The organism is Actinomadura bangladeshensis, assembly GCF_004348335.1.
GTDB lineage: Bacteria > Actinomycetota > Actinomycetes > Streptosporangiales > Streptosporangiaceae > Spirillospora > Spirillospora bangladeshensis.
The window spans coordinates 18,500-33,638 of record NZ_SMJW01000068.1; the positions used below are offsets into that span (position 1 = coordinate 18,500).

The 15,139-nt window shown below is 70.5% G+C and carries 20 protein-coding genes and 1 pseudogene; 11 read left to right on the forward strand and 10 right to left on the reverse strand.

Going from position 1 to position 15,139, the window contains the following annotated elements; translation table 11 throughout:
• Positions 1 to 251 precede the first annotated feature (251 nt).
• From E1284_RS15660 to E1284_RS15670, 3 genes are all read left to right on the forward strand, one after another.
• Positions 252 to 833: an RNA polymerase sigma factor gene (locus tag E1284_RS15660; protein ID WP_131939814.1), complete on the forward strand. Its 582-nt coding sequence runs from the start codon at positions 252 to 254 to the stop codon at positions 831 to 833.
• Positions 830 to 1,843 (forward strand): LCP family protein, encoded by a 1,014-nt coding sequence (locus tag E1284_RS15665; RefSeq protein WP_131939815.1) that lies wholly within the window; start codon positions 830 to 832, stop codon positions 1,841 to 1,843. The genes E1284_RS15660 and E1284_RS15665 overlap by 4 nt, the downstream gene beginning before the upstream one ends.
• Before the next feature lie 81 nt (positions 1,844 to 1,924).
• Positions 1,925 to 2,359 carry a CBS domain-containing protein gene (locus tag E1284_RS15670; RefSeq protein ID WP_131939816.1) on the forward strand — a complete coding sequence of 145 codons (435 nt, stop codon included), beginning with the start codon at positions 1,925 to 1,927 and terminating at the stop codon, positions 2,357 to 2,359.
• Positions 2,360 to 2,428: 69 nt separating this feature from the next.
• Here the strand turns inward: E1284_RS15670 and E1284_RS15675 are convergent, their stop codons facing one another.
• Together E1284_RS15675 and E1284_RS15680 are read right to left on the reverse strand one after the other, a co-directional pair.
• Positions 2,429 to 3,556, reverse strand: coding sequence for an RNA-guided endonuclease InsQ/TnpB family protein (locus tag E1284_RS15675; protein WP_243714500.1), 1,128 nt, complete (start codon positions 3,554 to 3,556; stop codon positions 2,429 to 2,431).
• 143 nt (positions 3,557 to 3,699) lie between these two features.
• A complete protein-coding gene (locus E1284_RS15680) occupies positions 3,700 to 4,863 on the reverse strand; it encodes an aminotransferase class V-fold PLP-dependent enzyme (RefSeq protein ID WP_243714501.1) in 1,164 nt (387 codons plus the stop codon).
• 127 nt (positions 4,864 to 4,990) lie between these two features.
• Here E1284_RS15680 and E1284_RS15685 point away from each other — a divergent pair, with 127 nt between their 5' ends.
• Positions 4,991 to 6,871: an ABC transporter ATP-binding protein gene (locus E1284_RS15685; protein WP_131939818.1), complete on the forward strand. Its 1,881-nt coding sequence runs from the start codon at positions 4,991 to 4,993 to the stop codon at positions 6,869 to 6,871.
• A 183-nt stretch (positions 6,872 to 7,054) separates the two neighbouring features.
• On the opposite strand, the gene E1284_RS41495 is transcribed toward E1284_RS15685, so the two are convergent.
• The gene (locus E1284_RS41495) at positions 7,055 to 7,204 is read right to left on the reverse strand and encodes a hypothetical protein (protein ID WP_165965285.1); all 150 of its coding nucleotides are present in this window, start codon (positions 7,202 to 7,204) and stop codon (positions 7,055 to 7,057) included.
• Positions 7,205 to 7,243: 39 nt separating this feature from the next.
• On the opposite strand from E1284_RS41495, the gene E1284_RS15695 reads away from it, so the two are divergent.
• Positions 7,244 to 8,362, forward strand: a complete 1,119-nt coding sequence (locus tag E1284_RS15695) for an RNA-guided endonuclease InsQ/TnpB family protein (RefSeq protein ID WP_131939819.1) — start codon at positions 7,244 to 7,246, stop codon at positions 8,360 to 8,362.
• A 379-nt stretch (positions 8,363 to 8,741) separates the two neighbouring features.
• Here the strand turns inward: E1284_RS15695 and E1284_RS15700 are convergent, their stop codons facing one another.
• The 3 genes from E1284_RS15700 to E1284_RS15710 form a co-directional block, all read right to left on the reverse strand.
• Positions 8,742 to 9,176: an SRPBCC family protein gene (locus E1284_RS15700; protein WP_131939820.1), complete on the reverse strand. Its 435-nt coding sequence runs from the start codon at positions 9,174 to 9,176 to the stop codon at positions 8,742 to 8,744.
• 69 nt (positions 9,177 to 9,245) lie between these two features.
• Positions 9,246 to 9,557 carry an ArsR/SmtB family transcription factor gene (locus E1284_RS15705; RefSeq protein WP_131939821.1) on the reverse strand — a complete coding sequence of 104 codons (312 nt, stop codon included), beginning with the start codon at positions 9,555 to 9,557 and terminating at the stop codon, positions 9,246 to 9,248.
• The gene (locus E1284_RS15710; RefSeq protein WP_131939822.1) at positions 9,554 to 9,910 is read right to left on the reverse strand and encodes a VOC family protein; all 357 of its coding nucleotides are present in this window, start codon (positions 9,908 to 9,910) and stop codon (positions 9,554 to 9,556) included. The genes E1284_RS15705 and E1284_RS15710 overlap by 4 nt, the downstream gene beginning before the upstream one ends.
• A gap of 113 nt (positions 9,911 to 10,023) precedes the next feature.
• Between E1284_RS15710 and E1284_RS15715 the strand changes: the two genes are divergently transcribed.
• From E1284_RS15715 to E1284_RS43665, 4 genes and pseudogenes are all read left to right on the forward strand, one after another.
• The gene (locus tag E1284_RS15715) at positions 10,024 to 10,944 is read left to right on the forward strand and encodes an NADP-dependent oxidoreductase (protein ID WP_131939823.1); all 921 of its coding nucleotides are present in this window, start codon (positions 10,024 to 10,026) and stop codon (positions 10,942 to 10,944) included.
• Between the two features lie 76 nt (positions 10,945 to 11,020).
• Positions 11,021 to 11,176 (forward strand): hypothetical protein, encoded by a 156-nt coding sequence (locus tag E1284_RS43080; protein ID WP_243714502.1) that lies wholly within the window; start codon positions 11,021 to 11,023, stop codon positions 11,174 to 11,176.
• A 49-nt stretch (positions 11,177 to 11,225) separates the two neighbouring features.
• Positions 11,226 to 11,393, forward strand: a pseudogene (locus tag E1284_RS44035) (hypothetical protein); the annotation flags it as partial.
• Positions 11,393 to 11,527 (forward strand): hypothetical protein, encoded by a 135-nt coding sequence (locus tag E1284_RS43665; RefSeq protein WP_279433044.1) that lies wholly within the window; start codon positions 11,393 to 11,395, stop codon positions 11,525 to 11,527. The pseudogene E1284_RS44035 and the gene E1284_RS43665, both read left to right, overlap by 1 nt.
• Here E1284_RS43665 and E1284_RS15725 read toward each other — a convergent pair.
• From E1284_RS15725 to E1284_RS41500, 3 genes are all read right to left on the reverse strand, one after another.
• Positions 11,524 to 11,754: a hypothetical protein gene (locus E1284_RS15725; RefSeq protein ID WP_131939824.1), complete on the reverse strand. Its 231-nt coding sequence runs from the start codon at positions 11,752 to 11,754 to the stop codon at positions 11,524 to 11,526. The two genes, E1284_RS43665 and E1284_RS15725, sit on opposite strands and share 4 nt — an antisense overlap.
• A 488-nt stretch (positions 11,755 to 12,242) precedes the next feature.
• Positions 12,243 to 12,635, reverse strand: a complete 393-nt coding sequence (locus E1284_RS15730; protein WP_131939825.1) for an alpha/beta fold hydrolase — start codon at positions 12,633 to 12,635, stop codon at positions 12,243 to 12,245.
• Between the two features lie 71 nt (positions 12,636 to 12,706).
• Positions 12,707 to 12,850 carry a hypothetical protein gene (locus E1284_RS41500; protein ID WP_165965286.1) on the reverse strand — a complete coding sequence of 48 codons (144 nt, stop codon included), beginning with the start codon at positions 12,848 to 12,850 and terminating at the stop codon, positions 12,707 to 12,709.
• Positions 12,851 to 13,043: 193 nt separating this feature from the next.
• Between E1284_RS41500 and E1284_RS15735 the strand changes: the two genes are divergently transcribed.
• A complete protein-coding gene (locus E1284_RS15735; protein WP_131939826.1) occupies positions 13,044 to 13,847 on the forward strand; it encodes an SRPBCC family protein in 804 nt (267 codons plus the stop codon).
• A gap of 12 nt (positions 13,848 to 13,859) precedes the next feature.
• A complete protein-coding gene (locus E1284_RS15740) occupies positions 13,860 to 14,945 on the forward strand; it encodes an SRPBCC family protein (protein ID WP_243714503.1) in 1,086 nt (361 codons plus the stop codon).
• 18 nt (positions 14,946 to 14,963) lie between these two features.
• Here E1284_RS15740 and E1284_RS15745 read toward each other — a convergent pair.
• Positions 14,964 to 15,139, reverse strand: a 176-nt coding sequence (locus E1284_RS15745; protein WP_131939827.1) for a helix-turn-helix domain-containing protein, incomplete at its 5' end; no start/stop codon positions are given.

A 15,139-nucleotide genomic window follows, 5' to 3' on the forward strand; every position in this document is an offset into this window, starting at 1 on the left:
TTCCCGCTCGGCTTCGTCGTCCACGTCCCCGACCCTCCTCGACTCGACCCTGGACAGGCAGGCGGAGCGGTCCCCCCGACAACCCCGTGCATAGTGAAGGATGCGCAGTTTATCGAGAAGGTTCGCGTCGATCCGCATGAGCGGACGACGTGTCCCGGACCGAGCGTGAACCCGAACGGGCCGTTGTGGAGATACAGAGCCGACAACGTCCCCCCACGGGAAGGCTCGGTGCGCATGCCATGGTGGCCGCGATGACCGTACCTCCGACGACTCAGGACGGCGACGCCTCGCTCATCGAGGGCTCGCTCGCCGATCCCGAGGCGTTCGCCGCCCTGTTCGACCGCTATTCCGCGATGCTGTACCGCTACGTGTCGCGCAGGCTCGGACCGGAGGCCGCGGAGGACGTCGTGGGGGAGACGTTCCTCGTCGCGTTCAGCAAGCGGCACCGCTACGACCTGGCGCAGCGGGACGCGCGGCCGTGGCTGTTCGGCATCGCCACGAAGCTGGTCGCGCGGCACCACCGGGCCGAGGCCGCCCGCTACCGGGCGCTGCGGCGCAGCCCCGTGGACGGTCCGGTGGAGGGGCCGGCCGACCGGGTCGCGGCGGACGTGACCGCGTCGGCGGCGCGTCCCGCCCTGGCGGAGGCGCTGTCGGGGCTGCCGCGGAGGGACCGGGACGTCCTGCTGCTGGTGGCGTGGGGCGATCTGGCCTACGAGGAGGTGGCGCGGGCGCTCGGCATACCGGTCGGCACCGTCCGCTCCCGCCTGAACCGCGCCCGGCGCAAGGTGCGCGCCGCGCTGGGCGACACCGACCCGACGCGTGAGGAGGCGTGAGCGTGGACGACCTGGACCTGATCCGTGACCTCGGCCGCAGCCTGGAGCACCAGCCGCCCGCCTCGCTCGGCCGGCAGCGGAACCGGCTGCTGGACGCGGCCAGGCGGCGCCGCCGCGGCCCCGGGCGGTGGACGCTGCTCGGCGTGGTCGCGGCCGTGACGGCGGCGGCGATCCTCGTCCCGGCGACGATCTTCCACGGGCGGGACGCGGCGCCGGTGGCGACGAGGACGACCGCGCCCGCGACGGGGGCGGCCTTCAACGTGCTGGTCCTCGGGGCGGACGCGCGGATCGACGGCTATCCGCCGCGGTCGGACACGATGATCCTGGTGCACGTCCCGGCCGACCGGCAGCGCGTCCAGGCGGTGAGCGTCCCGCGCGACTCGCTCGTGCCGATCCCCGCATGCCGGGTCGGGGGGAAGACCGTCCCGGCGCGGGTGGGGCTGATCAATTCGGTGTTCCCGATGGCGGGCGTCTCCTGTGTGGTGAAGACCGTGGAGGCGCTGACCAATGTCCGGATCGACCGGACCGTCGTGATCGATTTCACCGGCTTCCGGCGGATGGTGGACGCGGTCGGCGGTGTCCCGGTGCGGCTGCCCGTGTCGGTCGCCGACCAGAAAGCCGGGCTGAGGCTGTCGGCGGGCAAGCACCGGCTGGACGGGCGGCAGGCGCTCGCCTACGTCCGGCTCCGGCACGGGCTCGGGGACGGCTCCGACCTGGCGCGCGTCAAGCGGCAGCAGCAGTTCCTGGTGGCGTTCATGCGCGAGGTCAAAGCGCGGATGGACGGGAACCCCGTGTGGTCGGCGAAGTTCCTCGCCGCGGCGGTCGGGTCGGTCGAGACCACCCCGAGGATGGGCGTCGGCGAACTGCGGGCCCTCGTCAGCGCCTTCGGGAAGGGCGGATCGGTCAGGTTCGACACGGTCCCGGTGCGTCCCGCGCGGCAGGATCCGAACCGCGTGGAGTGGGATCCGCGCAGGACGGAGCGGATGTTCGCCGCGTTCAGGACGCCGTGAGTGATCCCGTTTTCGTCGGGTAGGGGCGGAATCATCCCGGGCCACAGGAACGGTTCACGAGGCTCAAGGAGTGAGCATCACATGGCCATGAAGATCCGCGAAATCATGACCGGCTCGCCGACGTCGGTGTCGCCGGAACTCGACCTCGTCACGGTGGCGCGGGCGATGCGGGACGAGGACATCGGCGCCGTGCTGGTCGCGGACGGCGACGACCTGAAGGGCGTCGTCACCGACCGCGACCTGGTCATCCGCGGGCTCGCCGCCGGCGGCGACCCGACCCAGGCGAAGATCGGCGGCATCGCCAGCAGCGTGACCGCGACCGTCGGCCCGGACGACACCCTCGACAAGGCCGCGCAGATCATGCGCGAGCGGGCGGTGCGGCGGCTCCCGGTCATGGAGGGCGGCCGCCCGGTGGGCATCGTGTCCATCGGGGACATCGCGATCGAGAAGGACTCGGAGTCGGCGCTCGCGGACATCAGCGCCGCGCGTCCCAACGCGTCAACTACTCGGCCCTGAGGGGACCGAGCTTGCCGTTCGGTCCTTGGGCTTTGTTCACGCTCCCGACTGCCCGCTACGGGTGGGCGGTCACGGGTCGCATCCACCGGCCCCGCGCTGGGCGGGGGCGGGTTGGGGCATGTTGACGAATACCCACGCCGAGCGTGCGCGGTCGCGTACGTTGACCCCGGCGACGACGTCGGCAGGCCCAGCGAGACCGCACCGGCGACATGTGAAGTGGTCCCGCGTTGGACGGTTGTCCCTGGCGGTGTGTCCGCAGCGCGGGCAGCGCTGCGAGGTGTAGGCCGGATCCACCTCGGGCCAGGAGGACAGGCGTGCCCGCTGGTCGCGTGGAACCGTGACCCGTCCGCGGATCCCACTCAGGTCTTCGAGTGCGATACCGCGTCCGGTGCGTGCCGCGACGGCGACGACCTGCTTGGCGATCGTGTGGTTGACGTGCCGGGCGTGCCGGGCCTCCCGGCGCGCCCGCTTCTTCAGCAGCCTGGCCGCTGACCGGGTGCGTTTGGCTTGGAGTTCGGCGCGTTTGCGGGCCTGCCACCGCCGGTACCGGCCCAACCGGCGGCCCTGGTGGTTGTCGCCGTCGGAGGTGGTGGCCAGGTTGACGATGCCGCGGTCCACTCCCACCCAGTCCACCGGCTCGTACACCGGGGGTTCGGGGACCTCGCAGGTGGCGAGCAGAAACCACTTCCCGTCCCGGTGGACCAGGTCCGATTCGCCCTTGCGGTGCGCGGTCAGCATCTTGGCCTGGTCGGGGGAGCAGGCGAACCGCAGGTTCCTGCACCGCCCGGCGACCGTCCAGATGCTGACGGTGCCCGCGTCCAGCTGCCATGACAGGCACCGGTCGTCGTAGGTGTGCGCGGCGTCGGGGCGGAAGGCGATGGGTTTTGCTTCGGCTTTGCGGCGACGCTTGGAGGCCGGGCCGCCGAGGCGGCCGTTGCGGATGTTGCCGCGCAGGGTGGTGTAGGCGTCCACGACCCGTTTGATCACGTGCTGGGCGGCCTGAGCTCCGAGCCCGCCGGCCTTGAGGTCGCCATAGCACAAGGTCCGCAGGGGGAGTTCGCGGCCGCGGAGCCCGAACCGGGCGAACGCGACGGTCGAGACGTGGTTGGCGGCGGTGTTGACATGGTGGAGGGTGTCGGTCAGCGCCGCCGCCTGCTCGGGCGTCGGCAGCAGCTTGACCTGCACCACCAGTTTCACAGTCCGTGACTATATCATTACGCAACCGTGGTGGCCCGGGACGGGACCGGGCCGCGTCGGCGCGTGGCGTACAAGAGAAGCGATTCCTCCCGGCCCTGAAGGACCGGGGTTCCTTGCTAGAAACACGCTGAAGCCCAGGGGGTTCACGTGAGCGGCAGCGCAGACAGCAGCCGCTCCAGTTCCTCCTCGGTGTTGTAGTAGTGCACGGAGGCCCGCACGGCCGCTGGACGGGCGCGCGGGTCGTACCCGTGTGAGGCGGGGTTCGTGACGTTGATGTTGACGCCGTGTTCCCTTGCGGCGTGCTTGACAGCGGTGGGGTCGTGGCCGTCCACGGTGAACGTGACGATCCCGGACGGCCGTGCCCCCCTGTCGAGGACGGTGACGCCAGGTCGGGCGGCCAATTCCTCACGCAGCTTGGCGGCGAGTTCGGTCACGCGTGTCTCAATGTCGGCCATCCCCAGGTCCGCCGCATAGTCGGCGGCGACGCCCAGGCCGATCTGGCCCGCGACATACCGCTCCCATGTCTCGAAGCGCTGGGCGGTGTCGCGCATCTCGAATCCGCCCGGCGCCTTCCAGGTGGCGGCCTGGAGGTCGAGGAACGGCGGGACGAGCGTCTGCACGATCTCACGGCGGACGTACAGGAACCCGGTGCCGCGCGGGCCGCGCAGGTACTTGCGACCGGTCGCCGACAGCATGTCGCAGCCGATCTCGTCCACATCGACGGCGATCTGGCCGACCGACTGGCACGCGTCCAGGAGATAGAGGACGCCGTGCTCACGGCACAGCCGACCGACCTCCGCCGCCGGGTTCACGAGCCCGTTCTGGGTGGGGACGTGGTTGAGCGACACCAGGCGGACATCGCCTTTGACGAGTTCGGCCTCCAGCGCCTCCAGTGAGAGTGTGCCGTCGGCCCCGTCCGGGACGACGTCCACCTTCGCACCCTTGGCCTCCGCCACCTGCTGGTAGGCGATCGTGTTGCTGGAGTACTCGCTGGTCGTCGTCAGGATGCGGTCGCCGTCCGCGAAGGGGATCGAGTAGAACGCCATGTCCCACGCACGGGTGGCGTTCTCCACGTAGGCGATCTCGTCTGCGCGCGCGCCGATGAGCCTTGCCACGGCGCCATAGAAGTGCTGGACGGCCGCGTCGCTCTGCTCGGCCGCCTCGTACGCGCCGATCGTCGACTCCAGTGCGAAATGCCCGTTGACGGCGTCGATGACCGGACGGGGCGGCAGCGCCGCGCCCGCGTTGTTGAGATGGGCCACCGTCGCGCAGCCGGGGGTGTCGCTCCGGAGCCTCTCGATATCCACAGGTGCCCGTCCCTCCGGGGAATGTCGTACCCGTGCGCCAGGCTGGTCACGGTGCCGACGGCTTGACCTCAACCATTCTTGAGGTCTCATGCTTGCCATTCCAGGCTAACGATCACCAGGGGACCTCATGGACATGGAAGTCACGGCGTGGATGTCGCTGCACCACGCCATGAACGCGAGGGACAGCAGACCCTTCTCCAAGGCGACACTCCGCCGCATCGGCGCGTTCGCCCGCCCGCATCGGCGCCCGCTGGTCGCGTTCCTCCTGCTCAGCGTGGTGATGGCGGTCATCGCCGTCGCGACGCCCGTGCTCGCCGGGTGGGTTGTCAACGCGATCGTCGACCACGCCGCGACGTCCACCGTCGTCTGGCTGGCCGTGGTCATCGCCGTCCTCGCCGTCGCCGAGGGCGGCCTCGGCCTCGCCAACCGGTGGCTGTCGGCCCGCATCGGCGAGGGGCTGATCCTCGACCTGCGCACCGCCGTGTTCGACCACGTCCAGCGCATGCCCGTCGCCTTCTTCACCCGGACCCGCACCGGCGCCCTGGTCAGCCGGCTCAACAACGACGTGATCGGCGCCCAGCGCGCCTTCAGCGACACCCTCTCCGGCGTGGTCAGCAACATCGTCACGGTGCTGCTCACCTTCGCCGTGATGGTCCGCATCTCCTGGCAGATCACCCTGCTCGCGCTGCTCCTGCTGCCCGTCTTCGTCCTTCCGGCCCGCCGGATGGGCGCCCGCCTCGCCCGCCTCGAACGCGAGGCCGCCGCGCACGACGCCGCGATGAGCACGCAGATGACCGAGCGCTTCTCCGCCCCCGGCGCGACGCTGGTGAAGCTTTTCGGGCGCCCCGCCCGCGAGTCGGCCGAGTTCGCCGCGCGCGCCCGCCGCGTCCGCGACATCGGCGTCCGCACCGCGATGGTGCAGCACGTCTTCATCACGGCGCTCACCATGGTCTCCGCCCTGGCCCTCGCCCTCGTCTACGGCCTCGGCGGGTTCCTGTCGCTGCGCGACCACCTCGACGCCGGCGCCGTCGTCGCCCTCGCCCTCCTGCTCACCCGCCTCTACGCGCCGCTGACCGCCCTCGCCAGCTCCCGCGTCGAGGTGATGAGCGCCCTCGTCAGCTTCGAGCGCGTCTTCGAGGTCCTCGACCTGGAGCCCCTGGTCGCGGAGAAGCCCGACGCGCGTCCCGCCCCGTCCGGGCCGGTCTCGGTCGAGTTCGACGAGGTGACGTTCGCCTACCCGTCCGCCGACAAGGTCTCCCTGGCCTCTCTGGAAGAGGTCGCCACCCTCGACACCCGCGGCGGCGTGGACGTTCTGCACGACGTCTCGTTCCGGGCCGAACCGGGTCAGATGATCGCGCTGGTCGGCAGTTCCGGTGCCGGCAAGTCGACGATCGCCCAACTGCTCCCGCGCCTGTACGACGTCGACTCCGGGGCCGTCCGGCTCGGCGGCGTGGACGTCCGCGACATGTCCTTCGAGGCCATCCGCGAAACCCTCGGCATGGTCACGCAGGACGGCCACCTCTTCCACGAGTCGATCCGCGCGAACCTCCTGCTCGCCCGGCCCGAGGCCACCGACGACGAGCTCTGGGACGTCCTGCGCCGCGCCCGCCTCGAGACCCTCGTCCAAGGCCTGCCCGACGGCCTCGACACCATCGTCGGCGAGCGCGGCTACCGCCTGTCCGGCGGGGAACGCCAGCGCCTCACGATCGCCCGCCTCCTCCTCGCCCGCCAGCGCGTCGTCATCCTGGACGAGGCCACCGCCCACCTCGACTCGACGTCCGAAGCCGCCGTCCAGGAGGCCCTGGCCGAGGCCCTCGACGGCCGCACCGCCATCGTCATCGCCCACCGGCTGAGCACCGTCCGCGCCGCCGACCAGATCCTCGTCCTCGAAGAGGGCCGGATCATCGAACGCGGTACCCACGAGACCCTCCTGGCCGCCGGCGGCCGCTACGCCGACCTGCACAACACCCAGTTCGCCAACAACCCACCCCTGGAACCCGCCTTGTAACCCCCACCCCACCTCGCGGTGGGCCGCCGGCACCGGCGGCCCACCGCAGGGTTCGGGGTGGGACTGCGGGCACGAACGCGTGAATGCAGTCGTCGGCGTCGCTGCCCGACCACCCAGCGCGGGTGTGGGCGGACGCGCCAGCATCGCCGCCAACCTGGGGGACACGGAGATGGTGGATCGAAATCAGCTGCCGGTATCCGGCAGGGATTGGTGCTGACGCACTTCCTCACCGTGCGGGACGTCGCACGTTCCCGCACCTCCTACGCGGACGTACTCGGCGGCGAGGTCGTCCTGAAGGAGAAACTCCACCATCCGTTGTGCCTGCCTGTCCATGAACCCGATAGTAGCTTAAAGTGATGATAATATTACGAAATGCAGTTGCGGTATGTGTTCCGTCTCTACCCCACCGCCGGGCAGCGCCAAGCCCTGGCGCGGGCGTTCGGCTGCGCCCGCGTGGTCTACAACGACGCTTTGCGGGCGCGGGAGGACGCCCGCCGGGCGGGGGTGCCGTTTGTGAAGGCGGCCGAGTTGTCGGCGGCGATGACGGCTGCGAAGAAGACCCCGGAGCGCTGCTGGCTGGGTGAGGTGTCGTCGGTGGTGCTGCAGCAGTCGCTGCGGGACCTGGAGACCGCCTACCGCAACTTCTTCGACGGCCTGGCCGGCAAACGCCCCCGGATGGGCCCGCCGAAGTTCAAGTCCCGCAAGGACGCCCGGCAGGCGATCCGGTTCACCGCCAACGCCCGCTGGCAGATCACCCAGGGCGGCAAGCTCGCGCTGCCCAAGGTCGGTGACGTTGCGGTGCGGTGGTCGCGGCGGCTGCCGTGCACGCCGTCCACCGTGACCGTGATCAAGGACGCCGCCGGGCGGTTCTTCTGCTCGTTCGTCGTGGAGACCGATGACGTGCAAGACCCGCCCGACACTGGCTCGGAGGTCGGCATCGACCTGGGGTTGGAGCACTTCGCCGTGTTATCGGACGGCCGCAAGATCGGCTCCCCCCGGTTCCTGCGCCGCGCCGAGAAGAAGCTGCGCAGGGCCCAGCAGGCGCTGTCTCGCAAGCAGAAGGGATCTGCCAACCGGGCCAAGGCCCGTCTGAAAGTCGCCCGGGCGCATGCGAAGGTCGGCGACGCGCGCCGCGAGTTCCATCATCGGCTCTCCACCGAACTGGTCCGCGAAAACCAAGCGGTCTACGTGGAGAGCCTGTGTGTGAAGGGGCTGGCGCGCACCCGGCTGGCCAAGTCGGTGCACGACGCGGGCTGGTCTGCGTTTGTGAACATGGTGGAGTACAAGACGGCCCGGTACGGGCGGACGTTCGCGCGGGTCGACCGGTTGTTCGCGTCCTCGCAGATCTGCTCGTACTGCGGGCACCGCGATGGCCCCAAGCCCCTGCACGTCCGCGCATGGACCTGCGGGCAGTGCGCGACGATGCACGACCGGGACGTCAACGCCGCACGCAACATCCTGGACGAAGGGCGCCGCATCGCCCCCGGGTGATGTTCTGCTGGTCGCCGCTGGACGGAAACCCCCGGGCGCCCGGGGGAGGCGGAGACCTTAAACGCCTGATGGAGGGCAGGTAAGACCCCAGCTCGCCGGGGCACGGCCCGTTGAAGCAGGAAGCCACGGAATTGACCGCACCTGAGCGGTGCGGCACAGGCCGAATCCCCGGCCTTCAGACCGGGGAGCGCGTCAAATGCACGACCCCGACGGCACGGCCGCCTCATAGAAATAGGCCAGGTCATCGGCATGCTGAAGGGCATCGACGTCGACCCGCCCACCTGACCCACGACCACCCGCGAAACGCCGCCCACAGCCACCCGCCGCCCATGCCGACCGGCGCCTGCCGGCGCGCTGGGCGGCGGCGTCTCCGTAGGGGTCAGGGGGACCCGGTGAGGAGGTGGTGGAGGCTGCGGAGGACGCGGGTGCGCCAGCCGCTGCCCATGCCGCGGAAGGCGTAGGCGTTGACGGGGTCGTCCAGGTCGAAGCCCGCGTGCTCGATGAACAGGCGGGTGCCGTGGCCTTCGGGGACGAGCCGCCAGGTCACCGTCGTGTCGAGTCCGCCGCCGTTCCAGCTGATCCGCAGCAGGCGCTCCTCGTCGATGTCGAGGACGCGGCACTCGATCGTCCCGTCGAAGCCGATGGTCGGGATGGGGTCGGCGGCGAACGTGAAGCGGTGCCCGGTGACGGGCTGGAAGTCGTTCGGCATCAGCCAGCGGGCCAGCAGGTCGGGCTCGGTGAGCACCCGCCACACCTTGGCCGGCGGGTGCGGCAGGAACTCGTCCACCTCGATCGACGCGCGTTCATCGTTCATGCCGTCCCCCTTTCGGCGCCTTCCGCGCGCGGCCGGGGACGGCGGTCTCGGCGGTGCGGGATTCATCGCTCACAGGTCCTCCTCGTCCAGGAGTTCGCGCAGGTCGGCGAGCTTCTCACGCCAGAACCGCTCGTAGGGGGACAGCCACTGCGACAGCTCGCGCAGCGGTGCGGCCTCCAGCCGGTAGAGGCGCTGCCGGCCGTGGCGGCGCTCACTGACGAGGCCCGCGTCCCGCAGCACCCGCAGGTGCTCCGACACGCTCGGACGGCTCATCGCGAAGTGCGCGGCGAGGTCGTTGACCGGGCGCGGGCCGTCCAGCAGGAGGGACGTGATCTCGCGGCGGACGGGGCTGGCCAGCGCCGCGAAGAGGTCGGCGGTCACCGTTCGGCCAGCACGATGCCGTTGCCGTCGGGGTCGCTGATCACGGCCTGCCGCCCCCAGGGGAGGTCCTGCGGGCCGTCGACGTCCGTCCCGGCCCGGCGCAGCGCCTCGCAGTCGGCGTCGAGGGCGGACGTCTCCAGGATCAGCCCCTGCAGGCTTCCGGGCGCCACCGGAGTGTGGTTCGCGAGGACGACACTCGTCTCCGCCCCCTTAGGAGCGAGTTGGAGCCAGCGGACCGGGCCGTTCTGCTGGTCCATGACGACGTCGAAGCCGAGCTTGCCGGTGTAGAAGTCCTTGGCCGCGTCCAGGTCGGAGACGGGGACGGTCAGCAGGCGTACATGCGTAATGTTCACGGCGTCGACGATAGGTAGGTAGCTTCCTACATGTCAAGCGTAGGGAGGTTCCTACGCATCTGGTGCGCGACGATCGCGCGTTTAGGGGACGGGTGCGGAGGCAGGTTCGAGGAATGCGTGCCGCCACCTATGACTCGTATGCGTCCGACAACTCGCGGCTGAAGGTCGGGGACGTCCCGGACCCGAAGGTCGGCCCCGGCCAGGTGCTGATCGAGGTGCGCGCCGCCGGGGTCAACCCCGTGGACTGGAAGGTCATGGCCGGCGGCCTCGACGGAATGATGGACGCGGTGTTCCCCGTCATCCCCGGCTGGGACGTCGCCGGGGTCGTCCGCGCGCTCGGCCCCGACACGCCCGAGTTCGCGGTGGGCGACGAGGTCATGTCCTACGCGCGCAAGGACGTCGTCGGCCACGGCACGTTCGCCCAGTACGTCGCCGTCGCGGCGGACCATGTGGCGCACAAGCCCGCATCGCTCGACTGGCACCAGGCGGGCGGGCTGCCGCTGGCCGGGATGACCGCGCAGCGCGTGCTGGACCGGCTGAAGGTCGGGAAGGACGACGTCCTGCTCATTCACGCGGCGTCCGGCGGTGTGGGGGGCTTCGCGGTGCAGATCGGACGCGACCGGGGTGCCCGCGTCATCGGCACGGCGTCCGAGAAGAACCACGACTACCTGCGGGAACTCGGCGCCGAACCGGTCGCCTACGGGGACGGGCTGGCCGAGCGCGTCCGGGAACTGGCGCCCGGCGGGGTCACCGCGGTCGCCGACTTCGTGGGCGGCCAGCTGGACACGACCCTCGCGGTCCTCGCCCCGGGCGGCCGGCACGTGTCCGTCGCCGACAACACCGTGGACGAGCACGGCGGCGCGTGGATCTGGGTCCGTCCGAACGGCGCGAAGCTCGCCGACCTGGCCCGCCTCGCCGACCGCGGCGCGCTCAGAGTCGAGGTCGCGGGCACGTTCCCGCTGGAGGAGACGGGCACCGCCTTCGACGCCAGCCGCAGCGGCCACACGCGCGGCAAGCTCGTCATCACGCCGTGAGTACGACGCGGCCGCGCCCGGGTACTGCGGTCGCGTCGGACGCGATGGAACGCCTTCCCAGAGGAGCGCCATGCACATGACCGTCCCGGATGAGACGCTGCCGCTGCCGGCACGGCCTTACGGACTGCTGTCGGCCCGCGCCCGCCACCTGGACGCCGACGTCTACGACACGCGGATACTCCTGCGCAGGGCGCCGCACCTCGGCGGCTGCGCCGGCGCGCACTGCTCATGATTTCGAATGGCGCGACCATCGTTTCCCGAAGGGGCGCCGCGTTCTACTCGACCTGCACGGCACTGACCATGACCCGCGCCTGTGGGACCGTCCGGAACAGTTCAGACCCGAACGCTTCATCGGCCGTGAACCGGACGCCTACACCTCATTCCGCAGGGCGGAGGCGACCATTACGAAGGCCACCGCTGCGCCGGGGAATGGATCACCAAGGACGTGATGAAGGTCGCGGTAACGGCGCTGACCCGCTGGATGACCTATTTCGTCCCGGCCCAGGACCTCGGCATCCACCCCTGGCGGGCCCCGGCCATTCCCAGCAGCCGCTTCATCATCACCCAGGTGGCGGAACTCTAGACCGACTTCCGTGCGAGACCGGCCCGCTCAGCCTTCTCCCGCCGTTCCGCTCCGGCCTGCTGCCGCGCCTTCTCGTGGACGGTCCAGCTCTCTGCCTGCATGAACATCAGCTCGGCGGTGTCCGGTACGAGCAGGACACCGCCGAAGACGTCGTCGCCCGCGAACCACACACCACGGGCGATCTCCTTGGGCCAGCGGTCGGAGTGGAGCGGCTCCCGCGCCGACATGAGCGCACTTCCAGACCCAGCCGAGCTGCGGCAGCCAGAATTTCGTCCCCATGAGGAGGGTCAGCAGGCCCACGGCGATGAACGGGCCGAGATAGCGGATGCCGAACATGAGAGGCAGAACCACCATCGCGATACCGGCTCCGGCGATGAGCAGGTAGCGCCACACCAAAACCGTGTAGTGGTACTTGACCGGACCCTTGCGGTCTGTGCCGTCCGTAGCGAATTTCACCGCGCCGCCGAACGGCCGGTACAGCAGCATCTGCAACGCCAGGACGACAACGGAGGCGAGCCCGAGCATCCCCGGGATCGCGAACCAGACGCGCTTCGAAAGCAACAACACGCCGCAGGTCAACGAGGTGGCGACGCGGTCGACTTCGCGGACACCGCACTGGCTGCTGCCTGCCGGGCGGCTAGGAAGTGGCGGACGGTGGGGAGTGTGAGGTCGGTGCGGGTGAAGGCGTCCAGGTGGCTGCAGTTCGGTAGTTCGATCAGGGTGGCGCTAGGGATCTTGGCGGCGGTGTTCCGGATCGATGGGAGCCGGGGGTCCTGGTCGCCGACCAGGCCAGGTGCAGGCCGATGGTGCCGCCCATGGAGGCACCCCACAGCGCGGCTTGGTCGATCCCGAGGGCATCGAGGACGGCGATGACATCGTCCACCTGGCGGTCGATCCGGTAGCTGTCGGGGTCGTGGGGTGCGTCGCTTTCACCATGGCCACGGGCGTCGATCAATACGAGTCGGTGGTCGTCGGCCAGGGCCGCGACGTGGCCGCTCTGGTGCCAGGTGGTGCGATCACCGTAGAAGCCGTGCAGCAGCACCAGCGGCCGCCCGCGCCCGACGACTTCGAAGGCGATGCGTACTCCGTCACGGCTGATGGTCCGCATGTCTCAACCATGACGCCGCCGTCCGCAGCGCGCATCGCGTTTTCGGGGCGCGGGTCCTCGCGGCACGTCCGTTACGGAACGTCCGAACCCTGTCCGAGAAGGGACGTGCCGGAGACGAGCGACCGGGCGGCATCGACGAAGAACTGTTCGTCCGGCGAGTCGAAGCTGCGCCGGTAGTGCCGGGCGAAGACCTCGACCGCGTCGAGCAGCTCCACGCGCCATGGATCGCGTCGGTCTGCCCCTCGGCCCGCGACGCGGGCGGGTCGGTGATGCCGGCCTTCTCCGAACAGGTCTTTGTTGGGGAAGAGGAACGCTTCGCGGCCTCGTCGCTGGCCTGCGGTCTGTTTTGCCCCGTCTTGACCGGGTAAAGCGGCGCCGTATCCGAGTGGACGACGAGGTGGACAGGACATGAAATTCCGGACCGGCGCCGCCGCCGGCACGGCGCTCGGCACGGCCGCGGGCGCCGGCGGGGTCGTCGCGGCCCTCTCGGCCCGGCGCCTCGGCCGCCGCGTCCTGCACCGTGCCGAGCGGCGGCTGGAGCGCGAGACGCGCGGTCTCGTCGCGAAGGCCGAGCAGGCGGGCCCGCTCGGCAGGGCCGCGCTGGCCGGGATCACGGCGCTGCGGGACGGCAAGTCCCCGTTCCGCGCGCTGCTGAGCTTCGGCTGGACGGCGCTGAAGGAGACCCTCGCCCGCATCTTCGGGCGTGGACGAAGGGGGAGACCGACCAACATCGTCGAACAGATCGACGTGGGTGCGCCGCGCCGCCTCGTCTACGACCAGTGGACGAGGTTCCAGGACTACCCGTCCTTCATGAAGAAGGTCGTGAGCGTCGACCAGGCGTCCGACGCGAAGCTGAACTGGAAGGCGAAGATCTTCTGGTCCAGCCGGACGTGGGAGTCGACGATCGGCGAGCAGGTCCCCGACGAGCACATCGTGTGGCGCTCCAAGGGACCGAAGGGCCACGTGGACGGGGCCGTCAGCTTCCACGAGCTGACCCCCGACCTCACCCGCGTCCTGCTCGTCCTGGAATACCACCCCGCGGGACTCTTCGAGCGGACCGGGAACCTGTGGCGCGCGCAGGGCCGCCGGGCCCGCCTCGAGCTGAAGCACTTCCGCCGCCACGTGATGACACAGGCGCTCACCCGCCCCGACGAGGTCGAGGGCTGGCGAGGCGAGATCCGCGGCGGCGAGATCGTTACAACTCCCAAGTGAGGTAGAGGAACCATGGCACGCGGAAGCCTGATGGGCCGGGCGCCCATCGGACAGATCACCAGGCATCTCCCCGGCGGGCGGCGCAGCCGCGTCCCCGGCCTCGGCAAGCTCTCCAAGAGCCTGCCGAAGGGACTGCCGGGCGGCCGGGCCGCCGGCACGGCGGGCGGCGTCCTGCTGGGCGCCGGTGCGGCCGTCGCGGCGAACAGGGCCCTCAGCGGCCGTCGCGGCGAGCAGGACGCGAACCCCGGCGACGAGCAGGGCGGCACGTCGAAGGGCACGTCGAAGGCCGCCGGGAAGACCGAGTCGAAGAAGCAGGACGAGGACCGGGGCACGGGCCGGGGCAGGGAGGACAAGAGCAACGGCCACGGCGTGCTCGGGCAGCTCAAGGACACCGTCGGCAACGCCCTCCCCGGCGGGGACAAGGGCGACGACGACGGCAAGAAGGGCAAGGGCGGCAAGGGCGGCGGCAAAAAGGTGAAGGTCACCAACATCGTCGAGCACATCGACGTGGGTGCGCCGCGCCGCCTCGTCTACGACCAGTGGACGCAGTTCCAGGACTACCCGTCCTTCATGAAGAAGGTCATCAGCGTCGACCAGCCCGACGAGACCAAGCTGAACTGGAAGGCGAAGATCTTCTGGTCGGCGCGGACGTGGGAGTCCACGATCGTCGAGCAGGTCCCCGACGAGCACGTCGTGTGGCGCTCCAAGGGCCCGAAGGGGCACGTGGACGGGACGGTCAGCTTCCACGAGCTGGCGCCGAACCTGACCCGCGTCCTGGTCGTCCTCGAGTACCACCCGCAGGGCTTCATGGAGCGCACCGGGAACCTGTGGCGCGCGCAGGGCCGCCGGGCCCGCCTCGAGCTCAAGCACTTCCGCCGGTTCGTGATGACGCAGTCGCTGACCCGCGCGGACGAGATCGAGGGCTGGCGCGGCGAGATCCGCGACAGCGAGGTCGTCCGGACGCACGAGGAGGCCATGGAGGAGGAGAAGAAGTCCGCCAAGTCGGAGAACTCCAAGTCGTCCAGTGCCTCCAAGGGCTCCAAGTCCTCCTCCGCCAAGAACGCCAAGGCGCGCGAGGAGGAGTACGAGGAGGTCTGACCCCCGCGGCGGCGCGGGTCAGCGGATGAGTCGGGCCAGCTCGACGCGCGATCGGATCCCGAGCCGGGTGAAGACGTTGCGGAGGTGGTGGTCGATCGTCCGGGGGCTGAGCAGCAGGCGGTCCGCGATCTCCCGGTTGGTGGCGCCCTCGGCGGCCATCCGGGCGATGTGCGCCTGCTGCGCGGTCAGCTTCC

What these genes read in the sequence shown, in the direction of transcription:
- E1284_RS15660 (WP_131939814.1), top strand. Translation starts at nt 252, where the DNA reads ATGACCGTACCTCCGACGACTCAGGACGGCGACGCCTCGCTCATCGAG.
- E1284_RS15670 (WP_131939816.1), top strand. Translation starts at nt 1,925, where the DNA reads ATGGCCATGAAGATCCGCGAAATCATGACCGGCTCGCCGACGTCGGTG.
- E1284_RS15685 (WP_131939818.1), top strand. Translation starts at nt 4,991, where the DNA reads ATGGACATGGAAGTCACGGCGTGGATGTCGCTGCACCACGCCATGAAC.
- E1284_RS41495 (WP_165965285.1), bottom strand. Translation starts at nt 7,204, where the DNA reads ATGGACAGGCAGGCACAACGGATGGTGGAGTTTCTCCTTCAGGACGAC.
- E1284_RS15695 (WP_131939819.1), top strand. Translation starts at nt 7,244, where the DNA reads ATGCAGTTGCGGTATGTGTTCCGTCTCTACCCCACCGCCGGGCAGCGC.
- E1284_RS15700 (WP_131939820.1), bottom strand. Translation starts at nt 9,176, where the DNA reads ATGAACGATGAACGCGCGTCGATCGAGGTGGACGAGTTCCTGCCGCAC.
- E1284_RS15715 (WP_131939823.1), top strand. Translation starts at nt 10,024, where the DNA reads ATGCGTGCCGCCACCTATGACTCGTATGCGTCCGACAACTCGCGGCTG.
- E1284_RS43080 (WP_243714502.1), top strand. Translation starts at nt 11,021, where the DNA reads ATGACCGTCCCGGATGAGACGCTGCCGCTGCCGGCACGGCCTTACGGA.
- E1284_RS43665 (WP_279433044.1), top strand. Translation starts at nt 11,393, where the DNA reads ATGAAGGTCGCGGTAACGGCGCTGACCCGCTGGATGACCTATTTCGTC.
- E1284_RS15725 (WP_131939824.1), bottom strand. Translation starts at nt 11,754, where the DNA reads ATGTCGGCGCGGGAGCCGCTCCACTCCGACCGCTGGCCCAAGGAGATC.
- E1284_RS15730 (WP_131939825.1), bottom strand. Translation starts at nt 12,635, where the DNA reads ATGCGGACCATCAGCCGTGACGGAGTACGCATCGCCTTCGAAGTCGTC.
- E1284_RS15735 (WP_131939826.1), top strand. Translation starts at nt 13,044, where the DNA reads ATGAAATTCCGGACCGGCGCCGCCGCCGGCACGGCGCTCGGCACGGCC.
- E1284_RS15740 (WP_243714503.1), top strand. Translation starts at nt 13,860, where the DNA reads ATGGCACGCGGAAGCCTGATGGGCCGGGCGCCCATCGGACAGATCACC.